Source organism: Sporomusaceae bacterium (assembly GCA_031460455.1).
In the GTDB taxonomy this organism is placed as follows: Bacteria; Bacillota; Negativicutes; order Sporomusales; family UBA7701; genus Anaeroselena.
In genome coordinates, this window is the sequence record JAVKTQ010000013.1 from 1 (window position 1) to 23,635 (window position 23,635).

Sequence of the window (23,635 nt, forward strand, 5' to 3'; positions counted from 1 at the left end):
AACACGCTGTTCGAACAGAAACAACAGTAACCCGTCGCCACAAACATGCAAATTTCAAACGCCACTTTCATGCAAAATCAAATCGGCATTGACATATCGATTTGATGGCATTTTAGGGATTGAGGGTACTATGTTTGCCCTAATACATCTCTATCCATGATAAGAAAACCATACGTAATTTTGGAAATGGCTTTATAAAAATCAGTTGTTGCAAGGCGCACGATATCGGCACAAAACATCGGCACCCAGGGGATCAGATGATCCTGAAGGTATTGAAGCTGTTTTTTCAGATAGCTGTTGACAGCAGCTTCATCGTTGCGGCGTATTGCCTCAACAGTCTTCTGGCATAGAAAAGCCATGAATGATAATTCAATAGAAATGTGATCCTCTGGTTCGTTGAAGTCGCCTTCGGGCTCAATTCCCTCACTAGCGTAGATTGCGACCGCCTGATCCCGCGCTTCTTGCATCAATAGACGGTCAGGGCTGGTATATACCGATTCATAGGGGTATGCTCCGTCCCCCAAAGTTGGGCCTGCTCCGAGGAAAATCTTTGCGTAATCTACCGCAAGTTCGGTCAATGCATTTTCTCCCGCCCTATTCAAATAGACCTTCAACAGTTGATTACCGTCCATTACTTCCGGCATTGTCGCATCAGCATCAAACTGCAGCAGGTGCAATTGGTCAAGAAGCTCCCGGTCCACTTCCTGGCGGTAAAACCGGGCAAGCAGCTGATATATGGCTCCCCGGAAAGAGAAGACTTGTTCCAACTCAAGGGTATTAAGTTCGTTCATCAACACACACCTTCCTGGATGTAGCCTGTCTGCGTCGGACAAGCCAGACGCGCAGTTTTAATAGATGTAGGACTGTACGCTGCTACCGATAAGATAGACAATAATCCGAATTGCTGCCGATCCGACGAACACGCATAGCAGGCCCGCCCCCGCCAGAAGAGTTCGGTTTTCGGCTGCGGCAACCGTCCCGCCGCCTTCTGACGTAAGGGTAGCCGGAGCACCGATATTTAACAGAGCCGTATGCCCTTGCATGTTTCGCCAGGTCAAAAACAGTGGCACAAGTAGTCCGACAAGGACCACGGCGCCCCAGAATAGCACCGCAAGGTCGCCGGTCAGTAGCCGTGTCACCGAACGGCTAGCGTGGGGATGGGGTGCAACAGCCAGGTAAATAAGATACGCTGCGATTATTATGATCAAAGACAGTTGCCCCCACAGCGCCGCCTTATTCACGGTGGCCAGCATCTTGTGGTCAGGTTCGCGCAGTATCATCCACAGATACATGGTAAACGCCCCCAGGACGGCTGCCGAGACCATATACATCAGGGGCAGCAGCCAGGTGTCCCAGGCCGGTCGAGCGGCCAGTACATATATCCGCCCCGTGGCAAATGGAACGACTGGTGAAAGGATCAGGCCGGCCCACGCCAGCTTTCTGCGGACATCGGGAGCGGTATCTTTCCATAGAAGAACGGTATAGAGGAAAATAACCGCGCCGGCGATGGAGGTCACGACAAGTTCCTGGGCTATACCGGAGCGAATGTTGCCAAGGACATGGAAGATCTTTTCCGGATGCCCCAGGTGAAAATAGCTTGCGATGCTGCCAACGCCGAGAGCCGCCAGGCTGGTAATCGCCCCGGGCAGACGGATCCCAGGCATATTTCCCCGCAGCTCGCTGATGGACACGATTGCGAAGGAACCCATGCCTAGACCGACAAACAGACTAAAAATGAGAAGCGTCCATTGTATTTCCATACTAACTCCTCCATTTCCGGCTTTTCAGAATGTAGCCGACACCAGGTCCGTTGCCCACATCGGCGAAGCGATGCAGAGAAGATCCCGCCTCCTTCACAGCTTTGGACACTTCTGAGTTGGGATCGTCAAGGTCTCCGAATATCCGCGCCTTGCCAGGGCAGATTGATACGCAGGCGGGAGTTTCGTTTACGTCTACACGATGGGCGCACAGCGTGCACTTTTCTATAACGCCTTTGGCTTTGTCGTACGTACGGACCCCGTAAGGGCAAGCCATGATGCAGTATTGGCAGCCGATGCATTTGTTGTGGTCAACCAAAACAATGCCGTCCTGTCGCTTGAATGAGGCGCCCGTCGGGCATACACTGACGCATTCCGGTTTGTCGCAATGCTGGCAGGTGACCGGCAGATAGTATAGCTCAAGGTTGGGGTATTGGCCGGAAGGACCCACAGTCAGGACTTTGTTGTAAAACACGCCCAGACTGACGCCGTTTTCCTGTTTGCAGGCAACGGCGCAGGAATGACAGCCGACACACCGGTCCAGATCGACGATGATAATTTTTCTGGCCATGATTACTCCCTCCCCGGCGCTTTGGGCATGAATGCCTCCAGTTGCTTGGGTGTTGTGTAAATGCCTTTGGGCGCTCCGTCCTCAGCCTTGTAAATTTTGCACAGACCGCCGTAGTTGGACGTCCCCACTGCCGGGTCGTGCACGCGTTCGTTATCGACAATCGCGTTCGGGTTGCACTCAAAAATGCCGTGCAAGTCATCGGTTACGGGTTTCTCCGGGAACCACCAGTCATGGTCGCAGTGAATGCTGTGAGGGGCGATCGCTGTGGTAAGGCGCGCTTTTTGCTTGCATCTTCCATGCTGAGTTTCGATATAGACCCAGTCGCCGTCCTTAATGCCATGTTTTTTTGCTGTTTCCGGATTGATTTCGACAGTCGGGAAGGGATGAACCTCACGCATGAAAGGGGACATGCGGTATTCGCTGTGAAAGTAGACATGGGAGCGGCCGCCGGTAAAGAAGATATACGGATAATCCTTCAACATCTCCGGATTGCTCAGCGGCGAGAGGGGCTCTTCGATATAGGCGGGCAGCGGCCCCCAGCCGTATTTTTTCAGGTCCTCGGAATATACGTGGACTTTGCCCGAAGATGTCTGAAAGCCCGGCTTGTTGTCCCTGCGGAGCTTTCCGCTCTGATAGCGCCGGTAAGTCGCCGGCCTGGTGAGATGACCTTTTTTCCGTAATTCTTCAAAAGTTATTTTCGAGGGGGACAAGGCAAACTCAAACCATTGATATTTGTCCTTCCAGCCCATATCGACGTTCATGCGCTTGGCAAGGTCAAAAATGATATCCACATCGTCACGGCACTCGCCAGGCGGAGGAACAAAGGGTTGACGGATAGAGCAGGTGTAGGAGGCCGGCCAACAGTGCCCTGACTGGGCGTATTCGACACGGTCTACTTCGTTGGGATGAGCGGCAGGCAGAATAATGTCCGCCAGTTCGCCGGTAGGGGTCATAAACAGATCCACATTCACGCTTAATTCAAATTTTTTGAGGGCTTCGCACACTTGCCGGCTGTCCAAAGAGCCGGCCATGGGCTCACTGGTCTGGTTCCAGTACACTCTCGGCAGGAAAGGTTTCTCGGTGATAATGGTGCGGGTGGTGGCGGCGGCAAAGCCGCCGATCTCACCGGAGATTTTGGCCTGGCCCGGGCACAGGCTGTACTTATGGATATTAGCGACCGTTTCCTTGCGGATCTTGCCATGGGGCCGCAGGGATTGAAAAAAGGCGCTTACCCAATGGGGCGTGTCGGGACGGACCAGGTTCCCTCCCTCCGCGTCCAGATTGCCCGCCAGGGCCATCATGATTGCGATAGCATGGGTCTTGCTGCTGCTATGGTTGCTGAATTCGATTTTTTGGCCGCGCATGAAGCAGGCTCCCGGGCTGTTGTCGATATACAGCCTGGCGGCTTCGCGAATTTTTTCCGCCGGGACCCAGGTGACTTCGGCGGCCTTTTCCGGAGTCCACATTTTGACGCTGTCGGCCAGAACCTGAAAAGCAGTCCGGTACTGCTTGCCGCCGGGAACGGCATGTGTGCCCAGTAAGGCTGGCTTTACCCCGGGTGAGCTCCAGGCCACCGCCTTGGCGTCCCAGTGCTGGATGCTGTTGGACGCCTCATCCCACACAATGTATTGGTCGGCACTGCCGCCAGGGGTCAGATCGCTCTGGCGGAGCAAAAAGCCGTCTTCCTTGACCAGGAAGGGAGCGTTGGTGAACTGGGCGACAAAGGCCTTATCATACTTGTTCTCGGTGATCAGCATATTGATGATTGTCAGAATGAGGGCCAGATCGCTGCCCTGGCGGACAGGCAGCCACAAATCCGCTTTCGAGGCCGCTACCGTATGGCGCGGATCGACAACAATCAGTTTGGCGCCTCGCTCCTGAGCCCGCTTGATAGTCAGCCAATCGTAATAACCCCACGAGTACAGGGCCCGCCCCATCATCAGAATAGTTTTTGCCTTGGGACCGTCCCACCCCGTGTACTGGCAGGGATTGCCGATAAGGCGCCGCTGCAAGTCGTCGTTGGCAATCTTGCACACATTGCCGACACCGAAGCCCCCAGTGCTGCCCATTTCGTAGAAGCATTTCTGCATAGCCATCAGAATCAATTGGTCCCGGCCGGTGCCATTTTGGAAGACGATAGTATGCCCGCCGTATTTCTCCTGAACCTCTTTCATTTTTGGGATGATAATGCTCCAGGCCTCTTCCCAGGTGATCCGCTGCCACTTGCCCTCGCCGCGGGCGCCCACCCTTTTCATGGGATACTTGATGCGCAGCGGGCTGTGCATTATCTGTGGGATGCTGAAGGCGCGGCTGCACACCGTTCCCTCGGAATAAGTCCCCGGCTTCCCCTCGACTTTCATGACTCGCCCGTCCTTGACATAGCCCTGGATTGTGCATCGGCCGTAGCACTGACGGCACGCACTCTGAATGACTTTCATGTCCGTCGGTGTCGCAGGCGCGGCATTCGTCAACCCCTTGATGACGCCATTACCTAGTGGAAACAGGGATGCGGCTGATCCGGCGACGGCAGCGACTTTCAAAAACTGCCGTCTTGTCAGGTTGAGACTATTCATTGCTCGACCTCCTTGAAATATCGTTTATTGAAATATCCCGTAAGTTTGATGCCGGCTTACTCAGGCCTATTCCAACAGCATTCTGAGGACATTTTTCATAGCATTCAAGGCAAAGAGTGCAATTGTCCATTGCTGTTGCACTGTCATGGGGCAGGTCAAGGTGTTCAGGGCAATTTGTCTTACACACATGGCAGCCATTAGCCGCCAAACAGGTTTCGTCATTGATCATGGGGCTCGGGCCAAACCTGAACAGACGGCTTATGATGTTCATAAAGGCTCCCACTGCGCAATAAGAGCGGCACCAAGATTTAAAGAACAGCAATTCTGCCGCCAGTACCAAGGGGATGACAATCAATTCCCAGCCAGGCTGGTAAATGGAAAACAGTTTGTATACGGCAAAGATAAATACAAAAACCAAACCTATGGGACAGACGAGGCAAAAAATCGGGAAGCCGACGATTAGGGTGGAAAGGAGGGCGGCGCCCAGTACGCCGATGCCGGATGCGAGAGAGGTTTTTGCCGTCGCCTGCTGCTCTGCGGAAACATGCGGGCCATTATTTCGGGGTAATAGCGCGGTAGGACAAAGCCAGGAACAGAAAAACTTCCCCAATACGACAACAGCCAGTATTTCAAGGCCAATCAGCACCATTGCCTGTGGCAGCAGCACATTGCTCGCCACTGAGACCCCCAACAGGCCTATGGGGCAAATATCGCAAAAAGTTCCCCAGGCCTCTTTGGAGGAAGCGGCATAAACAGCTCCGCCTAAAATGGATAAAATCGCAAACTGGCGCAGCCATTGCATTCTCGGCTTAATCTTCATCGGCTATACCCCGCCTTTTCGCGGCACCACTACGACGCCTTTGCTCTGGGACTGGTTGTTGTACGAGCGAAGGGAAGCGCTTGGGCAGGACATTTCACATATCCCGCAGCCGTTGCACTTGTCCGCGTCCACCACCGGCCTCTTCTCCGCATCTAAGGATATGGCCCCGAGAGGACATTCGGCGACACATACAGTGCAGCCCATCCAATTCCAGGCCACGCAGCTGGCCGGATTGATCCGGGCCGTACCGATGCAGACCTGTTCCGGCTCCAAAGGTTTAAGGGCTCCGGTGGGACAAACCTCGATACACTTAAGACAGAGATTGCAAAACCCGTTTTTATAATTCAGAGCGGGAGTACCCAGCCCGCGGATGCTTTCAGACAAGGAAAGAGGAAGAATTACGCCTGTGGGACATACGGCAAGGCATTTCTGGCACCTTAAGCAACGGGCGAGAAGATCTTGTTCGGGCAACGCGCCTGGAGGGCGCAAAAACCGCTTATGCTGCTCAAAGAAGTTTAAGGCGCTTCCTGCGGAGCCCAATGCGACCGCTATTCCCGCTGTTCGCAAAAATCCGCGCCTCGTCATCAGAATGCCATCATGCATGGCTTGTTCTGCCTCCATCTAACTATTATTTCCGCATTCTCTCGATACTGATTACAGCCTAATTATTGATTTGTATTCTTAAAAAATTCTTAAAACCGGGTTCAATATGGTAACGTTTTTTCAAACCAAAGCAAAAATGGCCATGATATAATACAATTAGTGCTAATATTCGATAATTTCCAATGGCGACGAACGGGCTGTGCCACTCCTCCCTGGCAATATTCGTGAAAGGAACTTATCTATGAGGGTGCTTGTTACCGAAGATGATGATATGCTCCGGAAATCAATTGTCGATGCCCTGCGGAAGGAGGGCTACGCCGTTGATGAAACCGCGCAGGGGGATCATTGCCTATTCGCCATCCAGCAAGGGATTTACGACTTGCTGGTATTGGATATTCTGCTGCCCGAAGTGGATGGACTGGAAGTAATCAGACGCCTGCGCAGTCAGGGCAATCAAATCCCCATATTGCTTGTTACCGCCAAGGACAGTGTGGAAAATCGCGTCCACGGCCTGAACACAGGAGCGGACGACTACCTCGTAAAACCCTTTTCCCTGGCAGAATTGACGGCAAGAGCTTGGGCTTTGCTGAGACGGCAAGGCTACGGTCCCAACTATTCCTCCATCGCCTATCGGGAATTGGTTTTGAATCTGGACCAGAAAGAAGGCTTCTACAAATCCCAGGCCTTATGCCTGACAACAAAGGAATTCGAATTGCTCGAATACTTTATAGTAAATCGTGAGCGTATCCTGACCCGTGAACAAATTTTCGACCGTCTTTGGGGTTTTGACTCGGAAAGCAGTTACGGTATTGTGGATGTTTACATCCACCATTTGCGCAAGAAGCTCGTTGCGGCAAGGAACGATTTCGTCATCCGGAACATTCGCAACGTCGGCTATATGCTCGTAAGCCCTAGCGGTGGAGAATAACCGCCGCTGTCAAATACCTGCCAAAGGCGGAACAATGCGAATGCGACTAACTAGACCTTCTCTGTTTCAAAATATCCAGATCAAACTGTCGACCCTAAATGCCACGGCTATTTTTTGTTTGTTTATCATCTATAGCGTTATTTTCCACTCGTATTTTGCATACCGTGTATACAATAAAATCGATGATAACATGCAATTCGAAATCAAAGGCTTTTATCGCGCACATGAGTCGCAGCAGTCACATTCCATGCGAATGCCCATGGGTCTTCTGCCGACGGTATATATTCGTGATGAAAATGACCGGTATTTTGATCCTCACCCCACCGGCAAGATTCCCCCTGAAACCATTGAAATTCTACTTGCCGAACCTTGGTCGCCCGGCGGACGAACGGTAAGGGTTCTTGACAATTACTATCGGATTTTTCGGCAGTCCTTCCCCCCCAATGAATACCCTATTCTGTGGGAAGGGACGGATGGTTATGTCACCAAAGAGTTGGTAGCGTTGGCCGATATTTCATCTGAAGCGGACATCCTCGGCACCCTTCTACAAATCAATATTGCGGGCGGCATAGCCGGCGCTGTTCTGTTTGCCTTGATCAGCTACTACATGACCCGGAAGCTGCTAAGGACCATCAAGACTGCGTGGGAAAGACAACGACAATTCGTAGCTGATGCTTCCCATGAATTAAGGACGCCACTGGCAGTCATCAAGTCTAATGCCGAGTTGACCCTTCATAACCCCGGCAATACCATCGAAAAAGAGAGCGAAAGAATTGCCGCAATCATCAATCAGTCCACGCGGATGGGGAGATTAGTTTCATCCCTGTTGACGCTGGCCAGGGCGGATTCCGATGAGTTAGAGCTAAATTTGCGACCCGTTTTGCTTGATGATATAGTTGCCGATGTCACTCGACAGTTTCAGATTCTTGCAGCAAGCAAGAATATCACCATCGGCACTGACATTGAAAAGGATATCGCCATGACCGGGGATAACGAAAGGCTTTTCCAGCTGCTGGTGATTTTGTTGGACAATGCCGTTAAATTTACTCCGGCGGGTGGAAGCGTTAGGGTAACTTGCACCAAGAAGGCAGATTCGGTGGAACTGATTGTAAAAGACACTGGTATCGGCATAGCTGAAAGCGACTTGCCCTTAATTTTTCACCGTTTTTACCGTGCCGACAAATCAAGATCTGGCAATGATGGAAGCTACGGGTTGGGGTTGTCCATCGGACAATGGATAGTCAATAAGCATGGCGGCAAGATTAAAGTTGAAAGCACTGTGGGGGTAGGAACCGAATTCAGGATAAGTTTTCCTATTAAATAACGAACAATTTTACGGAATCTGGGCGCCAATTCGCTTGAACCACCGCCTGAAAATATGGGACAAGATCGAAAAAAGTGGGGGTATATACCGCCGCGCTAAACGGGGAACCCCCACAAGCCTAGATATTTACTGGGTTTAAAACTTGCGGCAGATAACTGACATACCACCAACATCATAAAATGCCGTCCCAAAGGCAACCGCACCCCCACCGTCGAAGAAGGTCGCGTCTGCGCCCTCAACTGGCTCGATGAAGAACTCGCCCTCGTCAAGCCCAAAGTCATCGTCGCCCTCGGCAGCGTCGCCCTAAAATACCTCATGGGCCCCGACGCCCGCATCACCAAAGACCGCGGCCGCTGGTTCGACACAAAATACGGCATCCCCGCCATCGCCACCTACCACCCCGCCTACCTCCTGCGCCTCACCGGCTCCGACCAGGTAAAAGCCAAATGGGAAGTCTTCTACGACCTGAAAGCCGCCGTCGAAAAGTGCCGCGAGCTGGCGCCCGGTTACGAACTGGCGTCGCCCGAAAAGCCCGACCTGCTGGCGATGTACGAACCCAGGCGCCAAGAGCGGCGAAAGGGCCGATAAGTGGTCTACCTACGCAAACTGTACCACCAGCCATCAGACAGTTTAATATCGCCAAGCATGAAAAGAAGCATAAGTTTGCCAGAACGGCAATCTTATGCTTCAGATATTATTTATTGTAAAATGGTGGATTTGGTTGGTGGAGGTGATCCGAACACCTGCAAGACCAAAACAAAACCATCTTAGTATACGGTGTGGCTTTACTCGAATACGGGCGACCGGTCACCGGCTACCTCCATTGCTTCCTGGCATTCGGTGCCTCCGATTATTGGCAGGTAACACTATTCAACTCCAAATGCGTTTGCTTCTTAAATGCCATGTAAGCGCCGATAGTGAAACATGGATAAGCAACCAAAGCATGCGATCTCACAAAACACCGAAAATAAGATATAGCACCTATGCGACGCCGAGATATCTTTTCAATTTTAGCCCACGGTCAGGGCCGCGAGGCCGATGACCATGGCCCCAGCACCGGCAATGCGGACTTTTGCATTACCCTCAGACAACAGTCGCGCCCCCATGACCGCGCCGATAAGAATGCTGAACTCGCGTAGAGGGGCGACATAGCTCACCGGACTGAAAGACATGGCTGTCAAAATCAGTATGTAACCCAACGGACAGAGCAGGGCCACACCGATTATTTCTTTCCGGTTTTTGGCCCATTGTTCCTTTATCTGCAGCCAATTCCTGATAGCGTACGGAGACAATACGACGGAACGCCAGAATTCGCTGAACCAGGCCAACAGCAAGGGGGGAACGAGGTAAATGCTGACCACCGCTTTATCCCAGACGGTATACGTGCCGACGAGGACCCCGCACGCCAGCGCGAACAGCAGCGGTTTCAAAGCGCCGCCCCTGACCCACGCCAGGGTGTTCCCGGCGATAAAGACAATGCCGCCGGCGACGAGGATCGTCCCCAGCAGGGCGACAGCGGACGGCCTCTCCCCTAACGCGATCATGGCAAACAAAGTGCATAAGAGCGGTCCCATCCCGCGGACAAGCGGATATATCAGCGACAGGTCGCCCACCCGGTAGCCGCGGTCAAGTAGCAGGTAATAGGCGACGTGAAAAGTTGAGCTGACTGCCAATAAGCCAACCTCCGCCGGGCCGATATCCGGCCGTTGAAAGATCACTACCCAGGCGGCGACCGGCAGATAAAATACCGTCGATAAAAGCCCCACTAGCCATACGAAGGCCGTCCCCCCGCAGGCTCTCTTCATCAGCAAGTTCCAGCTGGCATTTAAAAACGCCGCCGTCAGTACGAGGCCGGCAGCCGCCCACGTCATGCTATCAGTCCCCTTTCACCTGCGGCCGGGTCACGAGCGGAAAGAGCGTAGTCGCGGCAACTGCGCTCCAACACCTTCTCACAAAACAGCCGCGCGAACCGTGTCTTTTCCGTTATTCCCTTACCAGCGGCCCATAATAGGGCGTTCGGCGGGACAGCACCAGCATTTCCTGATTGAACCACCACTGGCTCTGCAGCGTCTTAAAAACTACGACCAACGCCTCTTCCTCGATCCCGGAAGCAACCACCGGCTGATCTAGTCCGTACAACGGATCGAGCGTGAACAGGCCGCTCCTTCCCAAAAACTTGACGTCCGTGCCGACGAAATTGGCAGCGATAGTATACGCCTGCGCCCCCATGGCGACCGCATCCCAGGCGATCATCGACCCTTCCGGATACTTGTTGGCGGACATATTGGGGTTGATCGTCATCAGCCCGCCGAACTGCCCGCGCCAAGCCGAGGGGATGGCGATAATGTCGGCGCGCTTTACGCTCAGGACTCCGGCGGTCTCCGGATAGGCGGCGTCGTCGCCTACCAGTATCCCCACCTTGCCCAGCTCATCCGTCGCGAACACGGGCAGCTCGCCGCCCGCCTCCGCCCATTTCCTGTCGCCGGTGCTCAGGTGCGTTTTGCGGTACTTGCCGACCATGCTGCCGTCCTTGTCGAGCAACATCGCGGCATTGTACAGTTTGCCGCGGCTTTTCTCCACAAAACCGTACACGATGGCGACCTGATTGGCAGCGGCCAGATCCGAAATATAAGCGAACGTGTCGCCATCCTCGAACTCAGCCAACGCCGCGATCCTCTCTGGCGCAAGGCCGTCGACCGGCCCCGTCAGCGCCAGCTCCGGCAGCACGACGAGATTCAGCGTCCGCTTCGCCTGGCGGGCTTTCTCCGCCGCTTCGGCTACCAGCCTGGCCACTTTCGCCTTGTTGGCTTCTTTGTCGCCGATAACCGGCTGGTACTGGAGGGCCGCCGCCGTCACATCGTGGGAAGCCGTATTCTTGGTATAGTCCCACGGGCCGATGAACAGCATCAGCTCCTTATAGAGCGCCGGGCGCCGGTTTTTCAGCGCCAGCTTGTTGGCGTTCTCGTACTCCCGGGGGTCAATTTGCGCGTAAATAATCGTCGGCTTGTCGATATCCTGGCTCTTATCGGCCACCAGCGGGGCCTCGGCCAGCTTTTTGCCCGCCGGCGACCAGACCGCGCTCGCGCCGATCATATGGAAGCCGTTTTCCGTGTTCGTCCTGTTGGCGCTGACGATGAACAATCCGTTCTGAACCGCCCGGGCCGGCAGCGCGGCGACGGCCTGCGCCGAGGAATTCGTCGGGAAGGCGAGGATGTCGGCGCCCCCCAGTGCCGCCAGGCGGGCGGTTTCGAAATAGGCCGAGTCCATGCAGATGTTGATGGCGATCCGGCCCAGCCGGGTGTTATACACAGGAACGCCCAGATCGCCCCAGGCAGCCCAGTGCTCTTCCGTCTCCCATTGATGGGTCTTGCGGTATTTGCCGATATAACCCTCTGGCCCAACGAGGGCGGCGGCATTGTAATAGAGCCCCGTCTGGCTGTCGACCTCGGCCTGGCCGAAAACGACGTACGCGTCGTACTTCCTGGTCAACTGGGCAAACCGCGCGGTGGTGTCGCCGGGGATAGTGTCCACGAAGGGGCTGATGCTTGCCCGGTTTTTGTAGTAATAACCCGTCGTGGACATTTCGGGAGCGACCACCAACTTAGCCCCGTTTTGTAACGCTTCCTCGACCGCCTGCAGCAGCGCGGTCACGTTTCTTTCCCGCTCGTTGAGCACCGGATTGAACTGTACGGCCGCTACTTTAAACGGCTGCAAACCATCCCCGCCTTTGGCCATAACCGTGGTGCAGCTTATGCCACTGACGAATAAAGCTGCGATAAGAACCACCGAGAACACCGCGAACATCTTTCGCCTGAACATGACATCACCCCTTCGGCTATTTTTTGGGACACCCTGGCGCCCCCGTATAAACCCGGCAGGCGGCTTAGCTTTTATGGTATTCGTTGTATTTATCATGCGTCAAACCTTCTGCCATTGACACAATCGTATCCGCCAAATGCGTCAATTCATCTATTGTCGGCGTAATTTCGGTGAGAACCTGGGCCTGATGATTGGCCACTGTAGCTACTTCCTTTACCGCCAAATTAATTTGCAGCACTGCCTTTTTTATTTTATCCAGTGTTTGACTAATATTTTGGGTGGATACTGAACTACTGTTGGCTAGTTTACGCACCTCTTCGGCAACAACGGCAAATCCACGGCCGTGTTCCCCCACCCGTGCAGCCTCGATGGCCGCGTTAAGGCCAATCAAGTTGGTTTGGTCGGCTATTTTACGGATAACCCCTGTAATATCATCTGTTTCCCTGACCTGAGTTTCCGTTCCCCGGGAAATACTTCCCAGTTCCTGACCTGTGGCGGCGAGTTCCTCAGCTTCGGCAGCTATTTGTTGAATAGTGATATCCAAAGACTTAATAATCTGTTCCAGAGAATTGGCGATTGCCAAAAGCTTTTGTTTTTTTTCGACCGATTGGTAAATAGAAATACCGCCGACTAATTGACCATTCTCAAATATCGGAACTGCCATAGCTATGTACGCAACTCCAAAAGCCTGACTTCCTACTTCCTTTACTACCCGCTCTCCTGTTCTCATTGCTTCAGAGATAACCGACCCGGGGGCAATTGGATCGCCCAGATATGAATCTTTGGGAAACTTGATCGTAACGGGGGGATCGTAGAAAATATACTTTTCAGAATTGACCACTGATACCCCTATATCTTCAATTGTTAACCGTTTAAACTCAGGAGCTACTGCCAAATAATGTTGCAGTGTTTCACATATTTCGTTTTCTTCCGGCACTATATCACCTCTCTTTCATAAATTCTACAATAATTGGAAAATGACAGCCCCGGCCAGCGACACTACCACGCGGAATAGCCCAGACCGACAATCTCCATGCGGCTCTCCAAAAACACCCGCTCGCCGGGCTGGCCGTCGGCGCCGACATACTTGTCGTCGCAATCGACGGCGACTTGGCACTCGCTGACCCCCATCCGCCTTGTCTCGCCGGCCACCCATTCCCTGCCGCGGGCAACAGCGTAGCTTTTCGCCTCCTCCAGCCCGCCGAACACCTTTCTTTCCCACGGCGCGTGCATGATGACGCCGCCTTCCGGCATCGGCTTGAACAGGATCTTCACCCTCTCCACAACCTTGCCGGACGCGGCCCCCACGGCGTTGGCCACTGCGGCGTCGGACGGCACGAGCAGCTCCGCCTGGAGCTTCGCGGCGACCGCCGGGAAAAACGCGCCGACAGGCGCCCCCATAGCGACAAGCGGCAGCTTAAGCCGGGGGCTGATGCTGAGAATGCCGTCCTTTTCGGGGTGGAGCAATTTTTCGCGGAGATACCCTTCGCCCGCATGGGCCATGACAGCGGGCGGACAATCTTCATAAGCGAGCAGACTCTGGATGATAATCACGCTCAGCCGCTCGACCACGGCATTCATCGCCAGGGCCGCAAACTCTTCCGCCGATACGCCGAGTTCGTCGGCCATCACCTTTACGCCCAGCCGGGCCGCCGCTACGTCCCAGTCGGTGTACACCCCCTTGGCGTGGAGGATGTCGGTCGGCGTCAGCGATATCTTGGCCACCACCCGCGCGTCGACCAGCCGCTGCAGGTTAATAAGCCCCCTGTCCTGGAGGCGTTCCGACAGGTAGAGCAGCGAATGTGGTCCGGCCGCCAGCAGGCTGAGAGCGCCCTTTTCGAGCTCGCTGAGACTGCCCCGGTAATCACTTTTGATAAGCAGATAACAGTCCGTCGGCTGAAAATTGACCCTGGTCCGCTTCTTTTCCGCCTGGTTGCGGATCTCCGTCGGCAGATGGGGATATTGCCGCGCGGCGACCGCCAACGGCCAGACCTTCTGCGGTCCCAGCACGATCTCGCCCCTGCTGTTCACCTGCAGGTAGCTGTCGCCGCCGAGTCCGTACGTATAAACCTGGGCAGCTTCGACGCGGGTCAGCCACGAGCCGACCACCGCCCCCTCGGGATTGAGCCGGGGAACGCCGCCCTGGATGATGGCGATGTCCGTCGTCGTTCCGCCCATATCCGCCACCACCGCCTCCGCCCTGCCGGCCAGCACGGTGCTGCCGATTATGCTCGCCGCCGGCCCCGACAGGATAGTGTCGATCGGCTTCTCCTTGGCCTTGGCCTCGCTCATCAGCGTGCCGTCGCCCTTTACGATCATCAGCGGCGCGTTGATTCCCACGCCGGCCATAACCGCTTTGACCGCGCCGATCAGGCCTGTTATGATCGGGATGAGCCTGGCGTTCAGCACCGCCGTCACCGTCCGCTCCCGGAAGCCCAGGGAGGTGGTGAGCTGGTGGGCGCAGACCACCGGCACGCCCAGCATTTCGGTCACGATCTCCCGCACCTTGAGTTCGTGGTCGGGATTGCGCACGCTGAAATAGCCGGAAACGGCCAGCCCTTCCACCCGGCCTCGCAGCCTTTCCACCGCCGCCCGGACCTCCGCCGGATCCAGATCGGCCTGCGGCAGCCCCTTGACGTCGTGGCCGCCGACGACGACTTCAACCAGGGCGGTGGGCAGCTCCGCCACCTTCTCGTGCCCGATCAGCAGCAGGCCCACCGCACAGCCCCGGCCCTCGACAATGGCGTTTGTCGCCAGCGTCGTCGACAGACAGACGCCGCGGACTTCCGCCAACTTGTCGAAGGCCAGCTCCGCGATACAGTTGCCGATGCCGGTCGCCAGATTGTCGTAAGTGGTCAGCGCCTTCGCCCTGGCGACAATCCGTTGCCGTTCCGCATCGTAAATAACACCGTCGGTGTACGTTCCGCCGGTGTCGATACCGAGTATATATGCCACTTTTTTCTTGTCCCTCCCCGGAGCTACATCGCCAGCCCGTCGTCCTGCCGCTCCGCCTCACCCGCCGTTTCTCCTCGCGGCGCCAGGCGGCTGGGGCAGTTTTGACGGGGGCACAGCCGGCAGTTTACAAAAGTGTGGGTAGCGGCAAACCGCACCCCCGACACCGACTTCACCGGCCGCATCAGCAGGCTGTCGGTCAGCTCCACGCCGATCAGGCGATGTTGGCCGCCGAACAAGGCGAACAGCGGCGTCTGCTCCTGAATCGGCCACTCCTTGAGCGACCCGGGGTTCATCGACGAGGCGTTCTCAAGACGGAATTCGCCGTCGATCCTGGCGATGACCGCCGTCAGCGCCGCTTTGCGGGCCATATCCTGAAGCACGTCTGCGGTATAGTCATCGAACACATCGTTGAAGCCGCCCGCCCAATGGGCGATTTCCTGCCCGCAGGTCACCAGGTAGGGGAAAATCCGCTGCGTGGCACCGGTATTTGCAATCCACAGCTTGCTCGTGAGTTTTATCCCCTCGGCGACGATATAATCCTCGCCCTTGATTTCGATATAGGCCGGCCTGAACAATGCCTTCGGGCGGGCGACCGCTTCCGCCTGCCTGGCCAGCGCCAGCACCCGGTCGACGTACTCGCTGTCCCTGGTCAGCCTCAGCCGCTTGAGCAGCGCTTCGTCGTCGACAACAAAAGGAATCCTGTCGAGAATCACCGCGTCCGTAATAATCACCTCACCGTTCTCAGCTCAAAACCATCTTCTCGGCAAACCGCTTGTCCCAGTTTTCAAACGTTGCCTTGACGGCCTCCAGCCCCTTGTCGGAAATGATGACCAACTGCGAGACCTCCTGCCGGTCTTCGGCCGGTTTTATATCGATCCGGCCGCCCACCACGTCGACCTGGTGCCAACCCTCCTTGAGCCGGAAGAAACCCTTCATGCGGAAAGCCAAGGGAGCCAGCGCCTCCAGAAACTCGACAAACCTGCTTCGTTCGAACTCGCCCTTCGCCGACAGCGTACTCGCCACCGGCCGGTTCTGCGGAGTGTTCAGGCACTGCTGCCCTTCGCCCGCTTCCACCCTGACAGCAGCCAGCTCCCGGCCGAGGAAATCGAGACCGACCTCGCAAAAAGCGGTCCGCACAATCTCCACGCCGGCGTTGATCCTGCGCACCTCCGCCTCCACTTCCCGCAGTTCCTCGGCGCTTATCAGGTCGGTCTTGTTGATGATCACCAGATTACTGGCAGCCACCTGCTTTTCGAGCGCCGGCAAAAGATCAACCTGGCCCAGAAAGTGCTTGCCGTCGACGATGCAGACCGTCCCGCGGAAATCGAAACTCTTGCCCCGGACCTTGCCGACAAAATTGGTCAGGATGTGGCCGATGGTAGACGGGTCGGCCATCCCGGAACTCTCGACGAGCAGATAATCAATCGGCAGCTCCGAATACGCGACCAGCGCCTCGATGAACGACCCCTTCAGGCAGCTGCAGAAGATCGACCCGTTGTTGATCTCGGTGATGTCGATGCCGTGCCGCTTGATCTGCACCCCGTCTACACTGATCTTGCCGAATTCGTTCATGATGATGCCGAGCTTTTTATCGCCGAGATGGTCGATAAGCCTCTTGAGAAAAGTTGTTTTGCCGGCTCCTAAAAAGCCCGTAAGCAGGTATAGTTTGATCGGCTTGTCGCTCATCGCGCCTTCTCCCTTTCTCCTTGTCGTTCCCGCGGACCGCCTTCCCCGCCGTCACCCCAGATACATCCCCTGCACGAACTCCTCTTGGAAATCGGGATGACTGGCGATATCCACATTCACCGTCCCGGCCGCCAGTCTCCCGGCTACCCCGTAGAGTATGTCCCTGTCGGCCAGGGCCATCTTGGCTCCCTCGCCCGCGGCGTTGCCGAGGGAAATGATTTTCGCCGCTTCCAGATCGGGAATAATCCCGATCCGGAGCGCGCTATCTTTGTTGATGAAATTGCCGAATGCCCCGGCCAGTAGGATATGGTCTATCCTGCTGAACGCTATCCCGGCCTGCTTCAACAGAATGTTGATCCCCGCCCTGATAGCGGCCTTAGCCACCTGCAGCTCCCGGATGTCCTTCTGAGTCAGAGTAATGGCCTCCCCGTCGGCCGTCTCGCCTTCCCGGGCCACGACGATTTCCCGGTGGCGTCCGTTGCGGACGATGCGCCCGGCCAGCTTCTCGTTGCCGACCGCCTCCGGAGCGGCGATTCTCCCATCGGCGGCGACCAGCCCCGTGCGGACAAGTTCGCTCACAAGATCGATGAGGCCCGAGCCGCAGATGCCCCGAGCCGCCTGACCATCGATCGTCGTATACTGCAGGTCATCGCCGATGCGGACCGTATCGATCGCGCCGGCGAACGCCTGCATGCCGTGCGTGATCCGCGCCCCCTCGAAAGCCGGGCCGGCCGCGGTCGAACAAGCATAGCGGCGTCCGTCCGGGGTGGCGAGGACAATCTCGCCGTTGGTTCCAAGGTCAATAAGCAGCAGGCAGTCTCGGGCGCTCTCCAACCGAGCCGCGATCATCGCCCCGACGGTGTCGGCGCCGATGAAGCCGGCAATCCCCGGCAAGAAGACCACCTTGCCGTTGGCGTTCATATTCGTCAAACCCACGCTGTCCGCCCGGTCGACCAGCAAATCGCTCGTGACGGCGTTGAACGGCAGCCTTGCCAGGCTCGTGCAGCTCAGTCCCCAGAAAATATGGGCCATGGTGGTGTTGCCCACCAGCACGCATTGGTAGATGCGGCGGCTGTCCACGGTCGCTTTCGCCGTCACTTCGCCGATCAGCCCGTCGACCCCGGCGACGATGCGCTGCCGCAATTCCTCCAGGCCGCTCTCGTGTTCGAGGGTGTAATTTATCCGCGAAATTACGTCGGCCCCGATGCCGAACTGGGGATTCTGCCGCGAAGCAACGGCAAGCTGCACCCCCTGCGCCAGATCGAGAAGATAACAAGCCACCGTGGTGGTGCCGACGTCCACCGCCACCCCGTAAGCTGTGCCGGCCGCCCGGTAGTATTCCAGGTCGAGCACCTCGTCGCCGTACAGGGTGAAGACGCCGCTGCGGCCATAGTCTATCCGCCGGCAAATATCCTGCAAAACCGGCAGGCCGACCTCGACCTTCCCCAGCCCCTTCCTGATAACGTCGAGCGCGCTCTCCCCCAGCGCCATTGCCGGTTCGGCGAGCCGGACCTCTTGCTGCGCGACCATCGGGTTCGGCTTGTATCGCCGGTCATCCGTCAGCCTCCCTTTGGACTCGTTCACATAGCCGTCGCCAAGGACAATCTCGGCCTTGCCGAGGGCATGGGTTTTACATGCCAACCTGACGCCCCCGGCCAGTTCTTCCGCCGTCAAAACCTGCTCCTCCTCCGGGGCGGGACGACTCACATCTCCCGACACCCGGACCTTGCACTTCCCGCAAACCCCTTGCCCGCCGCAAGGAGCGTAAATCGCCGTCCCCGACTGATTCAACAATTCCAGGACCGTCTTGCTGCTATCTGCAAGCAAATTTAGTGATCCATTTGTCCGTAACACGACAACTTCGCTCACTGGCGCGCTCCCTCTAAACCTCAGTATTTGCGGCATGCTACCCGGCAGAGCGGATCCCTAAACCGATATCGAGCTCCCTTTGCTGGTACTGCTTAGGGCAATGGCTTCCGTTTCGCCTTCCCGCAAATCGCTCACCTTGCCTTTGAAGATCCCATACCTGACGGCCGTTATCGCCCATAAAGCGATGGCGATGGCGAGTAATACCGCTCCGGTAATCAGGGCGCTGTTGACGCTGACGGCGACATAAAGCGGGGTCAACGATACGATAAACAATTCGATCACCGAGATAAAGACATACGCCATACCGTAGTCTTCCAGAGTCTTGCTGCGAAACTCCGGGTCGACGATTCGCAGCAGCGTGACGCCGGTGGCCACAACGCCGGTGGTCCAGCCAAACATGAATATCGACCGTTCAAACCAGAAATTATGAAACAACTTTCTGCCGATGATGTAAGTGTTAAAGAGGCAGAAAGCCAGGCCAAGCAGGCACATAATAAGAATCAGGCTGGCGTATTTCATCACAATCGATATCTTTATCGAGGCGACGCCGAAAGCTACTAGATAGTCGGTCACCGAGCTGCCGATCCTGGTAATGACCTTTTTGTCGACATACTGACCCATATTGAGGCCGTTCAGGATGAACTGCAGCAAAACGCCTGCCAACATCGAAACACTCATCATCGGCAACCCGATATCGAAAAACTTCTTCGCATAGACAGTTCCGTAGTAACCACCGGCCGTCGCGATCAGAACCAGCAGAATATGCCAGGCCAGCGGGTCCATAGCCATCGGGTTAATGGTCTGATTACCCATCGACGTCTGCTCTTCTTTGGGCACCAACCCGGTCTGCATGCTCTTGGGGAGTTCGTTGATCGAAGTAATGAACCGGGTGGCCTTCATCCTAGTGGCAATGTTGATCATAATCAAACCGCCAAATATGCCGGCCAGCAGACCGATTGTGGCAAAAGTCTGACCGATGGGCAACGCCTCGTCCCATTTGGCCACATCCTTGAGAGTGCCGCCGATAGCCGCAGCATAACCGTGCCCGCCTACAAAACCTGCGGGCAGCAAAATGGAAAATGCTTGGGACACCTCCGGATAAAACGAAATGATTATAAGAGTACCAACCAGAATAGCCAAGCCGAACTGGCCGAATTCGGCGGCCATATTAAGAGTAAACGTATCACCGACTTCGTTTATCACCTTGCGCAAAGAATGTCTCTCGCTATTGCCGATGAACAGCGTCGCGAACAGCACAACGACGAGAAGATAGGCGTAACTGCTCATCTGGGCACTGAAGGGGACCCAGCCCAAAAACTGATTGCTGAATAGGATCCCCATGAAACCGGCCAGAATCGACGAAGGTATGTACAGGTTCTGGATAATCTTGATCTTGGCCCGCATTATTTGAGCGATAAACAACAATACCGACATAAGGGCAAAGTCCATCAACATATCGTATGGACCGAAATTCATGATCTCACCTCTTTATTCTTTCCTCCGCAGTTGCTCCCGACGAGAAATTTCTTTATAATTGTTGTGGGTTGTAATGTTTTTGTTTAAGGAATGATGACTTTACCGGTTGTCATTCTAACTTTTTTTTGTCCAAATTAATCGCAGCCATTAACCTCGCCTCCTTTCCATTACGCCACTTTCGATGCAATTACTGTGCCAAAGCCCGCAACGCCCGTTTGGCCATACCTTTGCCCAGAATAAACACAGCCAGTGCATCTCAAAAAGACATTCGGCCTTTATAAACGCATCCCTATTTTAATATCTATTAGGATCGCAAGCATATCAAGTTGAGATATTAATATCTCAACTTGATATGCTTGCCTGTCTATACACTCCTCGTCGCCGCTAAAGCCTTTTTTCTATCTCCGCCACTAACGCTTTTTCCGTTGGAACGATGTTGTCAAAAACAACTTCATTATTGATCAGCATTGCCGGCAGGTTTTTAACGCCGAGCTGGGCCATCCTCTTGATACCGGCCCGCGTCTTAACAAGCGACTCACGCCAGGTGAGCTTGCCGGCGTACCTCGGCAGCACTTTCTTGACCGCCTCGCACATATACTGACACGGCGGGCAACCTTCCGAGTCGAGGGTGACGATCTCGATGAACACTTCGCCGGGCTTAACGACGACATCTGTGAACTCGACCTCTTCCTCGTCGTTGACCTGCCGGTCGGATTCCAGCTGATCCAGGGAAGCGAAGTTGCCGTTGACATAGTTGGAAATCGCCACGATGTTGTTCACCGGCGTCTCGAACGGCATGTCGCACCCGGGCGAGAGAATGTAGCCCACCCCCTGGCCGACTTCGAGCTCCTTCTTAGCCTCTTCGACGTTCTCCAGGGGCGAGCCGAACAGCATCACCGTCGTCAGGGGAAGGTTGCCGCCGTAAGACACTTTATACCTTGCCGCGATCTCTTTGGCGTAAGCGAGGTCGACATTTTCGTCAAAGGCGATCCCGTCGGTCTCGGTCTGGCACATCAGCTCGATGTTCTTCGTCGCGTCGCCGCAGCAGAAACTGGTTACTTTCAACCCCAGCGATTTCACGCACCTGTTCAGCTCGACGGTGTACGGTAGGACGAACTTCTTGAAATGCCGCGGCGATATCTGCGAGGTCATCGGATCGACCACCGCCACCACGTCCACGCCCGTCTTGGCGTACATCCCCGCCAGATCCTTGGCGACCTTGGTACCGAAGGCGATGATATCGGCCGCCTTTTCCGGCTCCTCGATCATGTCGGTGAGGAATTCGGTGCCACGCAAATGGAGGGCCAGCGTGAAAGGCCCGCAAATCAGGGCATACAGCGCCACCTTGTCGCCGATCGCGGCCACCAGTTTCCTGGCCGCCTCCAGCACGATCGGATAGCGGCCGTCTTTCTCGGTCGGCAGCTTCAGCTCGGACAGGTCCTTCTCTTCAAGGATGTGTGTGGCCACCGCCGGCGGGTTGTTCTTCGCCCACGTCACCTTGCAGCCGAGGGCCTCCGCCTCCATCTGGATATCGAACGCCACCGGCAGCCCGTCCGGCTGGTAAAGCTCGTAAGCTTTGAGAATGCCGCGGACGATATTATCGGCGTCCTTCAAATAAGTCTCGGCATCCACGCCGATCAAATTGGCGGTCTGCACCCCGGCGTACGGCACCCAGGGAGTGCGGTCCACCGGTTCGAAGCTGAGCGTTCTCAAAACTCTCTCTTTTCCGTTCATGCCAATGCCCCCTTAACTATTCAGCGGCTGCTAGTCGATCCATTCCTGCACGATCCCCGGAATGGTGGCGAGAATTTGTTTTTCCACCGCTTTATCGATAAACTGCGGCTTGTGGGTCGCCAGGATCTCCTTGGCCATCCGGCGGGCCTTCTCCCTGGCGTCGAGAGCGCCGTCGAGTTCCCACCGCACCCGCGTGTTGCGGTCGGACACCTTATTGTAGAAAAACTCCTTCTTCATATTGGCCAGCGTATGGTCGTGGGACAGGTAGTTGCCGGCCGGGCCCACCTCATGGATAACGTCGACAGCCAGCGTATCGTCGCTGACCTCGATCCCCTTCACCGCCCGCATGCACATGCCGAGGATGTCGTCGTCGATCACATACTGCTCGTACGAGATCGCCATCCCCGACTCGATCAGGCCGGCGGCGTCGTGGATATAATTCGAGCCGGCCAGAGCGCACATCAGGGTGGAAGCCATGCCCTCGTAGCCGGACTGGATATCGGGAATCTTCGCCTCGTTCACTCCGGCGGTCGTGTAGTTGGGCAGGTTATAGAACCGCGACAACTGGGCACAGGCGGCATTCATAATGCCCATTTCGATCGAACCGAAGCAGAACGCTCCCGAGCGTAGGTCGGTGGTAGTAGGCACGCAGCTATATAGCACCGGGTGGCCGGGGTCCATAATCTGCGTGAGCAGCACGCCGCTCAGCGCCTCGGCGTTCATCTGGACCAGCGTGCCGGCCAGCGTCGCTGGCGACGTCGAACCGGCCATAGGCGCGGTCGGCGTGGCCAACGGCAGCCCGGTCTCGATGGCGGTGAGCATCAGCTCGGTATAATCCTTGTCCATGACCAGCGGACTCATAACGCAGGTGATATAGGACACGAACGGCTTTTTCAGCAGGGCCTCGCGGCTGCCGGCGATCATGGCCGCGTACTTGGCGACGTTTTTAACCCCTTCGCTCGTATACACGCCACCCATGACATGCTTGGTGGTGTTGCGGATCGCCGCGTAGAAACGGTTGACATCGATGTCCTTCTTGGGAAGCTCGTTAGGAAAACAGGAAATAACGAAATAATGGATATTATCGAGGGCGTCGACCAGTCTGGCAGCCATCTGCACATCCTTGAGAGTCGAAGGCCGCCGCTCGCCGCTGTCGATGTCCAGCGCGTTGGGAGCCGTCCCGCCCGTGCCGATATAAACCTTGTAACCGTCCAGCTCCAGGTTGTGCCGGTCTTCCCGGCCGTACAGCGTAATCGTGGCGGGCGCTGTCTTGATCTTGTCCATGATCCAGCTTTCCGACGCCCTGACGACCTTGCGCTTGAAGTCGGCTTCCGCCCCGGCGTTGTGAAACGCTTTGAGAGCGTTGTCGTCGCTGACCTGGATCCCGGTCTGCTCGTACACCTTCATCGTCGCCTTATGTATCTTCTCGATGCCCTCCTGGCTCAAAGGCTTGTAAGCGCCGCCGACAAGCCCGCCCGGAAAAGGATACCTGCGGTTTGCTTTCATTGTTGCCACTCCTT

18 protein-coding genes are annotated in these 23,635 nt (G+C 55.8%); 3 read left to right on the forward strand and 15 right to left on the reverse strand.

All coding sequences use genetic code 11. The features are described 5' to 3' along the window. Window positions 1–128: 128 nt before the first annotated feature. From RIN56_15990 to RIN56_16010, 5 genes are read right to left on the reverse strand one after another with little or no spacing between them, the layout of a single operon-like run. Window positions 129–791 carry a molecular chaperone TorD family protein gene (locus RIN56_15990; protein ID MDR7868299.1) on the reverse strand — a complete coding sequence of 221 codons (663 nt, stop codon included), beginning with the start codon at window positions 789–791 and terminating at the stop codon, window positions 129–131. Window positions 792–848: 57 nt separating this feature from the next. After that, window positions 849–1,760, reverse strand: a complete 912-nt coding sequence (locus RIN56_15995; GenBank protein ID MDR7868300.1) for a DmsC/YnfH family molybdoenzyme membrane anchor subunit — start codon at window positions 1,758–1,760, stop codon at window positions 849–851. A gap of 1 nt (window position 1,761) precedes the next feature. Then, window positions 1,762–2,328: a 4Fe-4S dicluster domain-containing protein gene (locus RIN56_16000; GenBank protein MDR7868301.1), complete on the reverse strand. Its 567-nt coding sequence runs from the start codon at window positions 2,326–2,328 to the stop codon at window positions 1,762–1,764. Between the two features lie 2 nt (window positions 2,329–2,330). Then, entirely contained in the window at window positions 2,331–4,901 is a 2,571-nt protein-coding gene (locus RIN56_16005; protein ID MDR7868302.1) for a molybdopterin-dependent oxidoreductase, read from the reverse strand. Further along, the gene (locus tag RIN56_16010; GenBank protein MDR7868303.1) at window positions 4,894–5,721 is read right to left on the reverse strand and encodes a 4Fe-4S binding protein; all 828 of its coding nucleotides are present in this window, start codon (window positions 5,719–5,721) and stop codon (window positions 4,894–4,896) included. The genes RIN56_16005 and RIN56_16010 overlap by 8 nt, the downstream gene beginning before the upstream one ends. An 844-nt stretch (window positions 5,722–6,565) precedes the next feature. On the opposite strand from RIN56_16010, the gene RIN56_16015 reads away from it, so the two are divergent. The 3 genes from RIN56_16015 (at window position 6,566) to RIN56_16025 (ending at window position 9,164) form a co-directional block, all read left to right on the forward strand. Continuing rightward, a complete protein-coding gene (locus RIN56_16015) occupies window positions 6,566–7,252 on the forward strand; it encodes a response regulator transcription factor (GenBank protein MDR7868304.1) in 687 nt (228 codons plus the stop codon). Continuing rightward, on the forward strand, window positions 7,242–8,576 hold the full coding sequence (locus RIN56_16020; protein MDR7868305.1) for a HAMP domain-containing sensor histidine kinase: 1,335 nt from the start codon (window positions 7,242–7,244) through the stop codon (window positions 8,574–8,576). The genes RIN56_16015 and RIN56_16020 overlap by 11 nt, the downstream gene beginning before the upstream one ends. A gap of 174 nt (window positions 8,577–8,750) precedes the next feature. Beyond that, complete coding sequence (locus RIN56_16025) at window positions 8,751–9,164, forward strand: uracil-DNA glycosylase (GenBank protein MDR7868306.1); 414 nt, start codon at window positions 8,751–8,753, stop codon at window positions 9,162–9,164. Window positions 9,165–9,586: 422 nt separating this feature from the next. Here the strand turns inward: RIN56_16025 and RIN56_16030 are convergent, their stop codons facing one another. The 10 genes from RIN56_16030 to RIN56_16075 form a co-directional block, all read right to left on the reverse strand. Beyond that, window positions 9,587–10,447: a DMT family transporter gene (locus RIN56_16030; protein ID MDR7868307.1), complete on the reverse strand. Its 861-nt coding sequence runs from the start codon at window positions 10,445–10,447 to the stop codon at window positions 9,587–9,589. A 112-nt stretch (window positions 10,448–10,559) separates the two neighbouring features. Then, entirely contained in the window at window positions 10,560–12,395 is a 1,836-nt protein-coding gene (locus RIN56_16035; protein MDR7868308.1) for a nitrilase-related carbon-nitrogen hydrolase, read from the reverse strand. Window positions 12,396–12,459: 64 nt separating this feature from the next. Further along, a complete protein-coding gene (locus RIN56_16040) occupies window positions 12,460–13,332 on the reverse strand; it encodes a methyl-accepting chemotaxis protein (protein MDR7868309.1) in 873 nt (290 codons plus the stop codon). Between the two features lie 62 nt (window positions 13,333–13,394). Then, complete coding sequence (locus RIN56_16045; GenBank protein MDR7868310.1) at window positions 13,395–15,350, reverse strand: hydantoinase/oxoprolinase family protein; 1,956 nt, start codon at window positions 15,348–15,350, stop codon at window positions 13,395–13,397. A gap of 23 nt (window positions 15,351–15,373) precedes the next feature. Further along, complete coding sequence (locus RIN56_16050) at window positions 15,374–16,081, reverse strand: hypothetical protein (protein MDR7868311.1); 708 nt, start codon at window positions 16,079–16,081, stop codon at window positions 15,374–15,376. A 10-nt stretch (window positions 16,082–16,091) separates the two neighbouring features. Next, on the reverse strand, window positions 16,092–17,036 hold the full coding sequence (locus tag RIN56_16055; protein MDR7868312.1) for a GTP-binding protein: 945 nt from the start codon (window positions 17,034–17,036) through the stop codon (window positions 16,092–16,094). 51 nt (window positions 17,037–17,087) lie between these two features. Then, a complete protein-coding gene (locus tag RIN56_16060; protein MDR7868313.1) occupies window positions 17,088–18,941 on the reverse strand; it encodes an ASKHA domain-containing protein in 1,854 nt (617 codons plus the stop codon). A 21-nt stretch (window positions 18,942–18,962) separates the two neighbouring features. Next, a complete protein-coding gene (locus RIN56_16065; protein MDR7868314.1) occupies window positions 18,963–20,381 on the reverse strand; it encodes a sodium/glutamate symporter in 1,419 nt (472 codons plus the stop codon). A 384-nt stretch (window positions 20,382–20,765) separates the two neighbouring features. Then, the gene (locus RIN56_16070; protein ID MDR7868315.1) at window positions 20,766–22,115 is read right to left on the reverse strand and encodes a uroporphyrinogen decarboxylase family protein; all 1,350 of its coding nucleotides are present in this window, start codon (window positions 22,113–22,115) and stop codon (window positions 20,766–20,768) included. Between the two features lie 30 nt (window positions 22,116–22,145). Next, window positions 22,146–23,621, reverse strand: a complete 1,476-nt coding sequence (locus RIN56_16075; protein MDR7868316.1) for a trimethylamine methyltransferase family protein — start codon at window positions 23,619–23,621, stop codon at window positions 22,146–22,148. Between the last annotated feature and the right edge of the window lie 14 nt (window positions 23,622–23,635).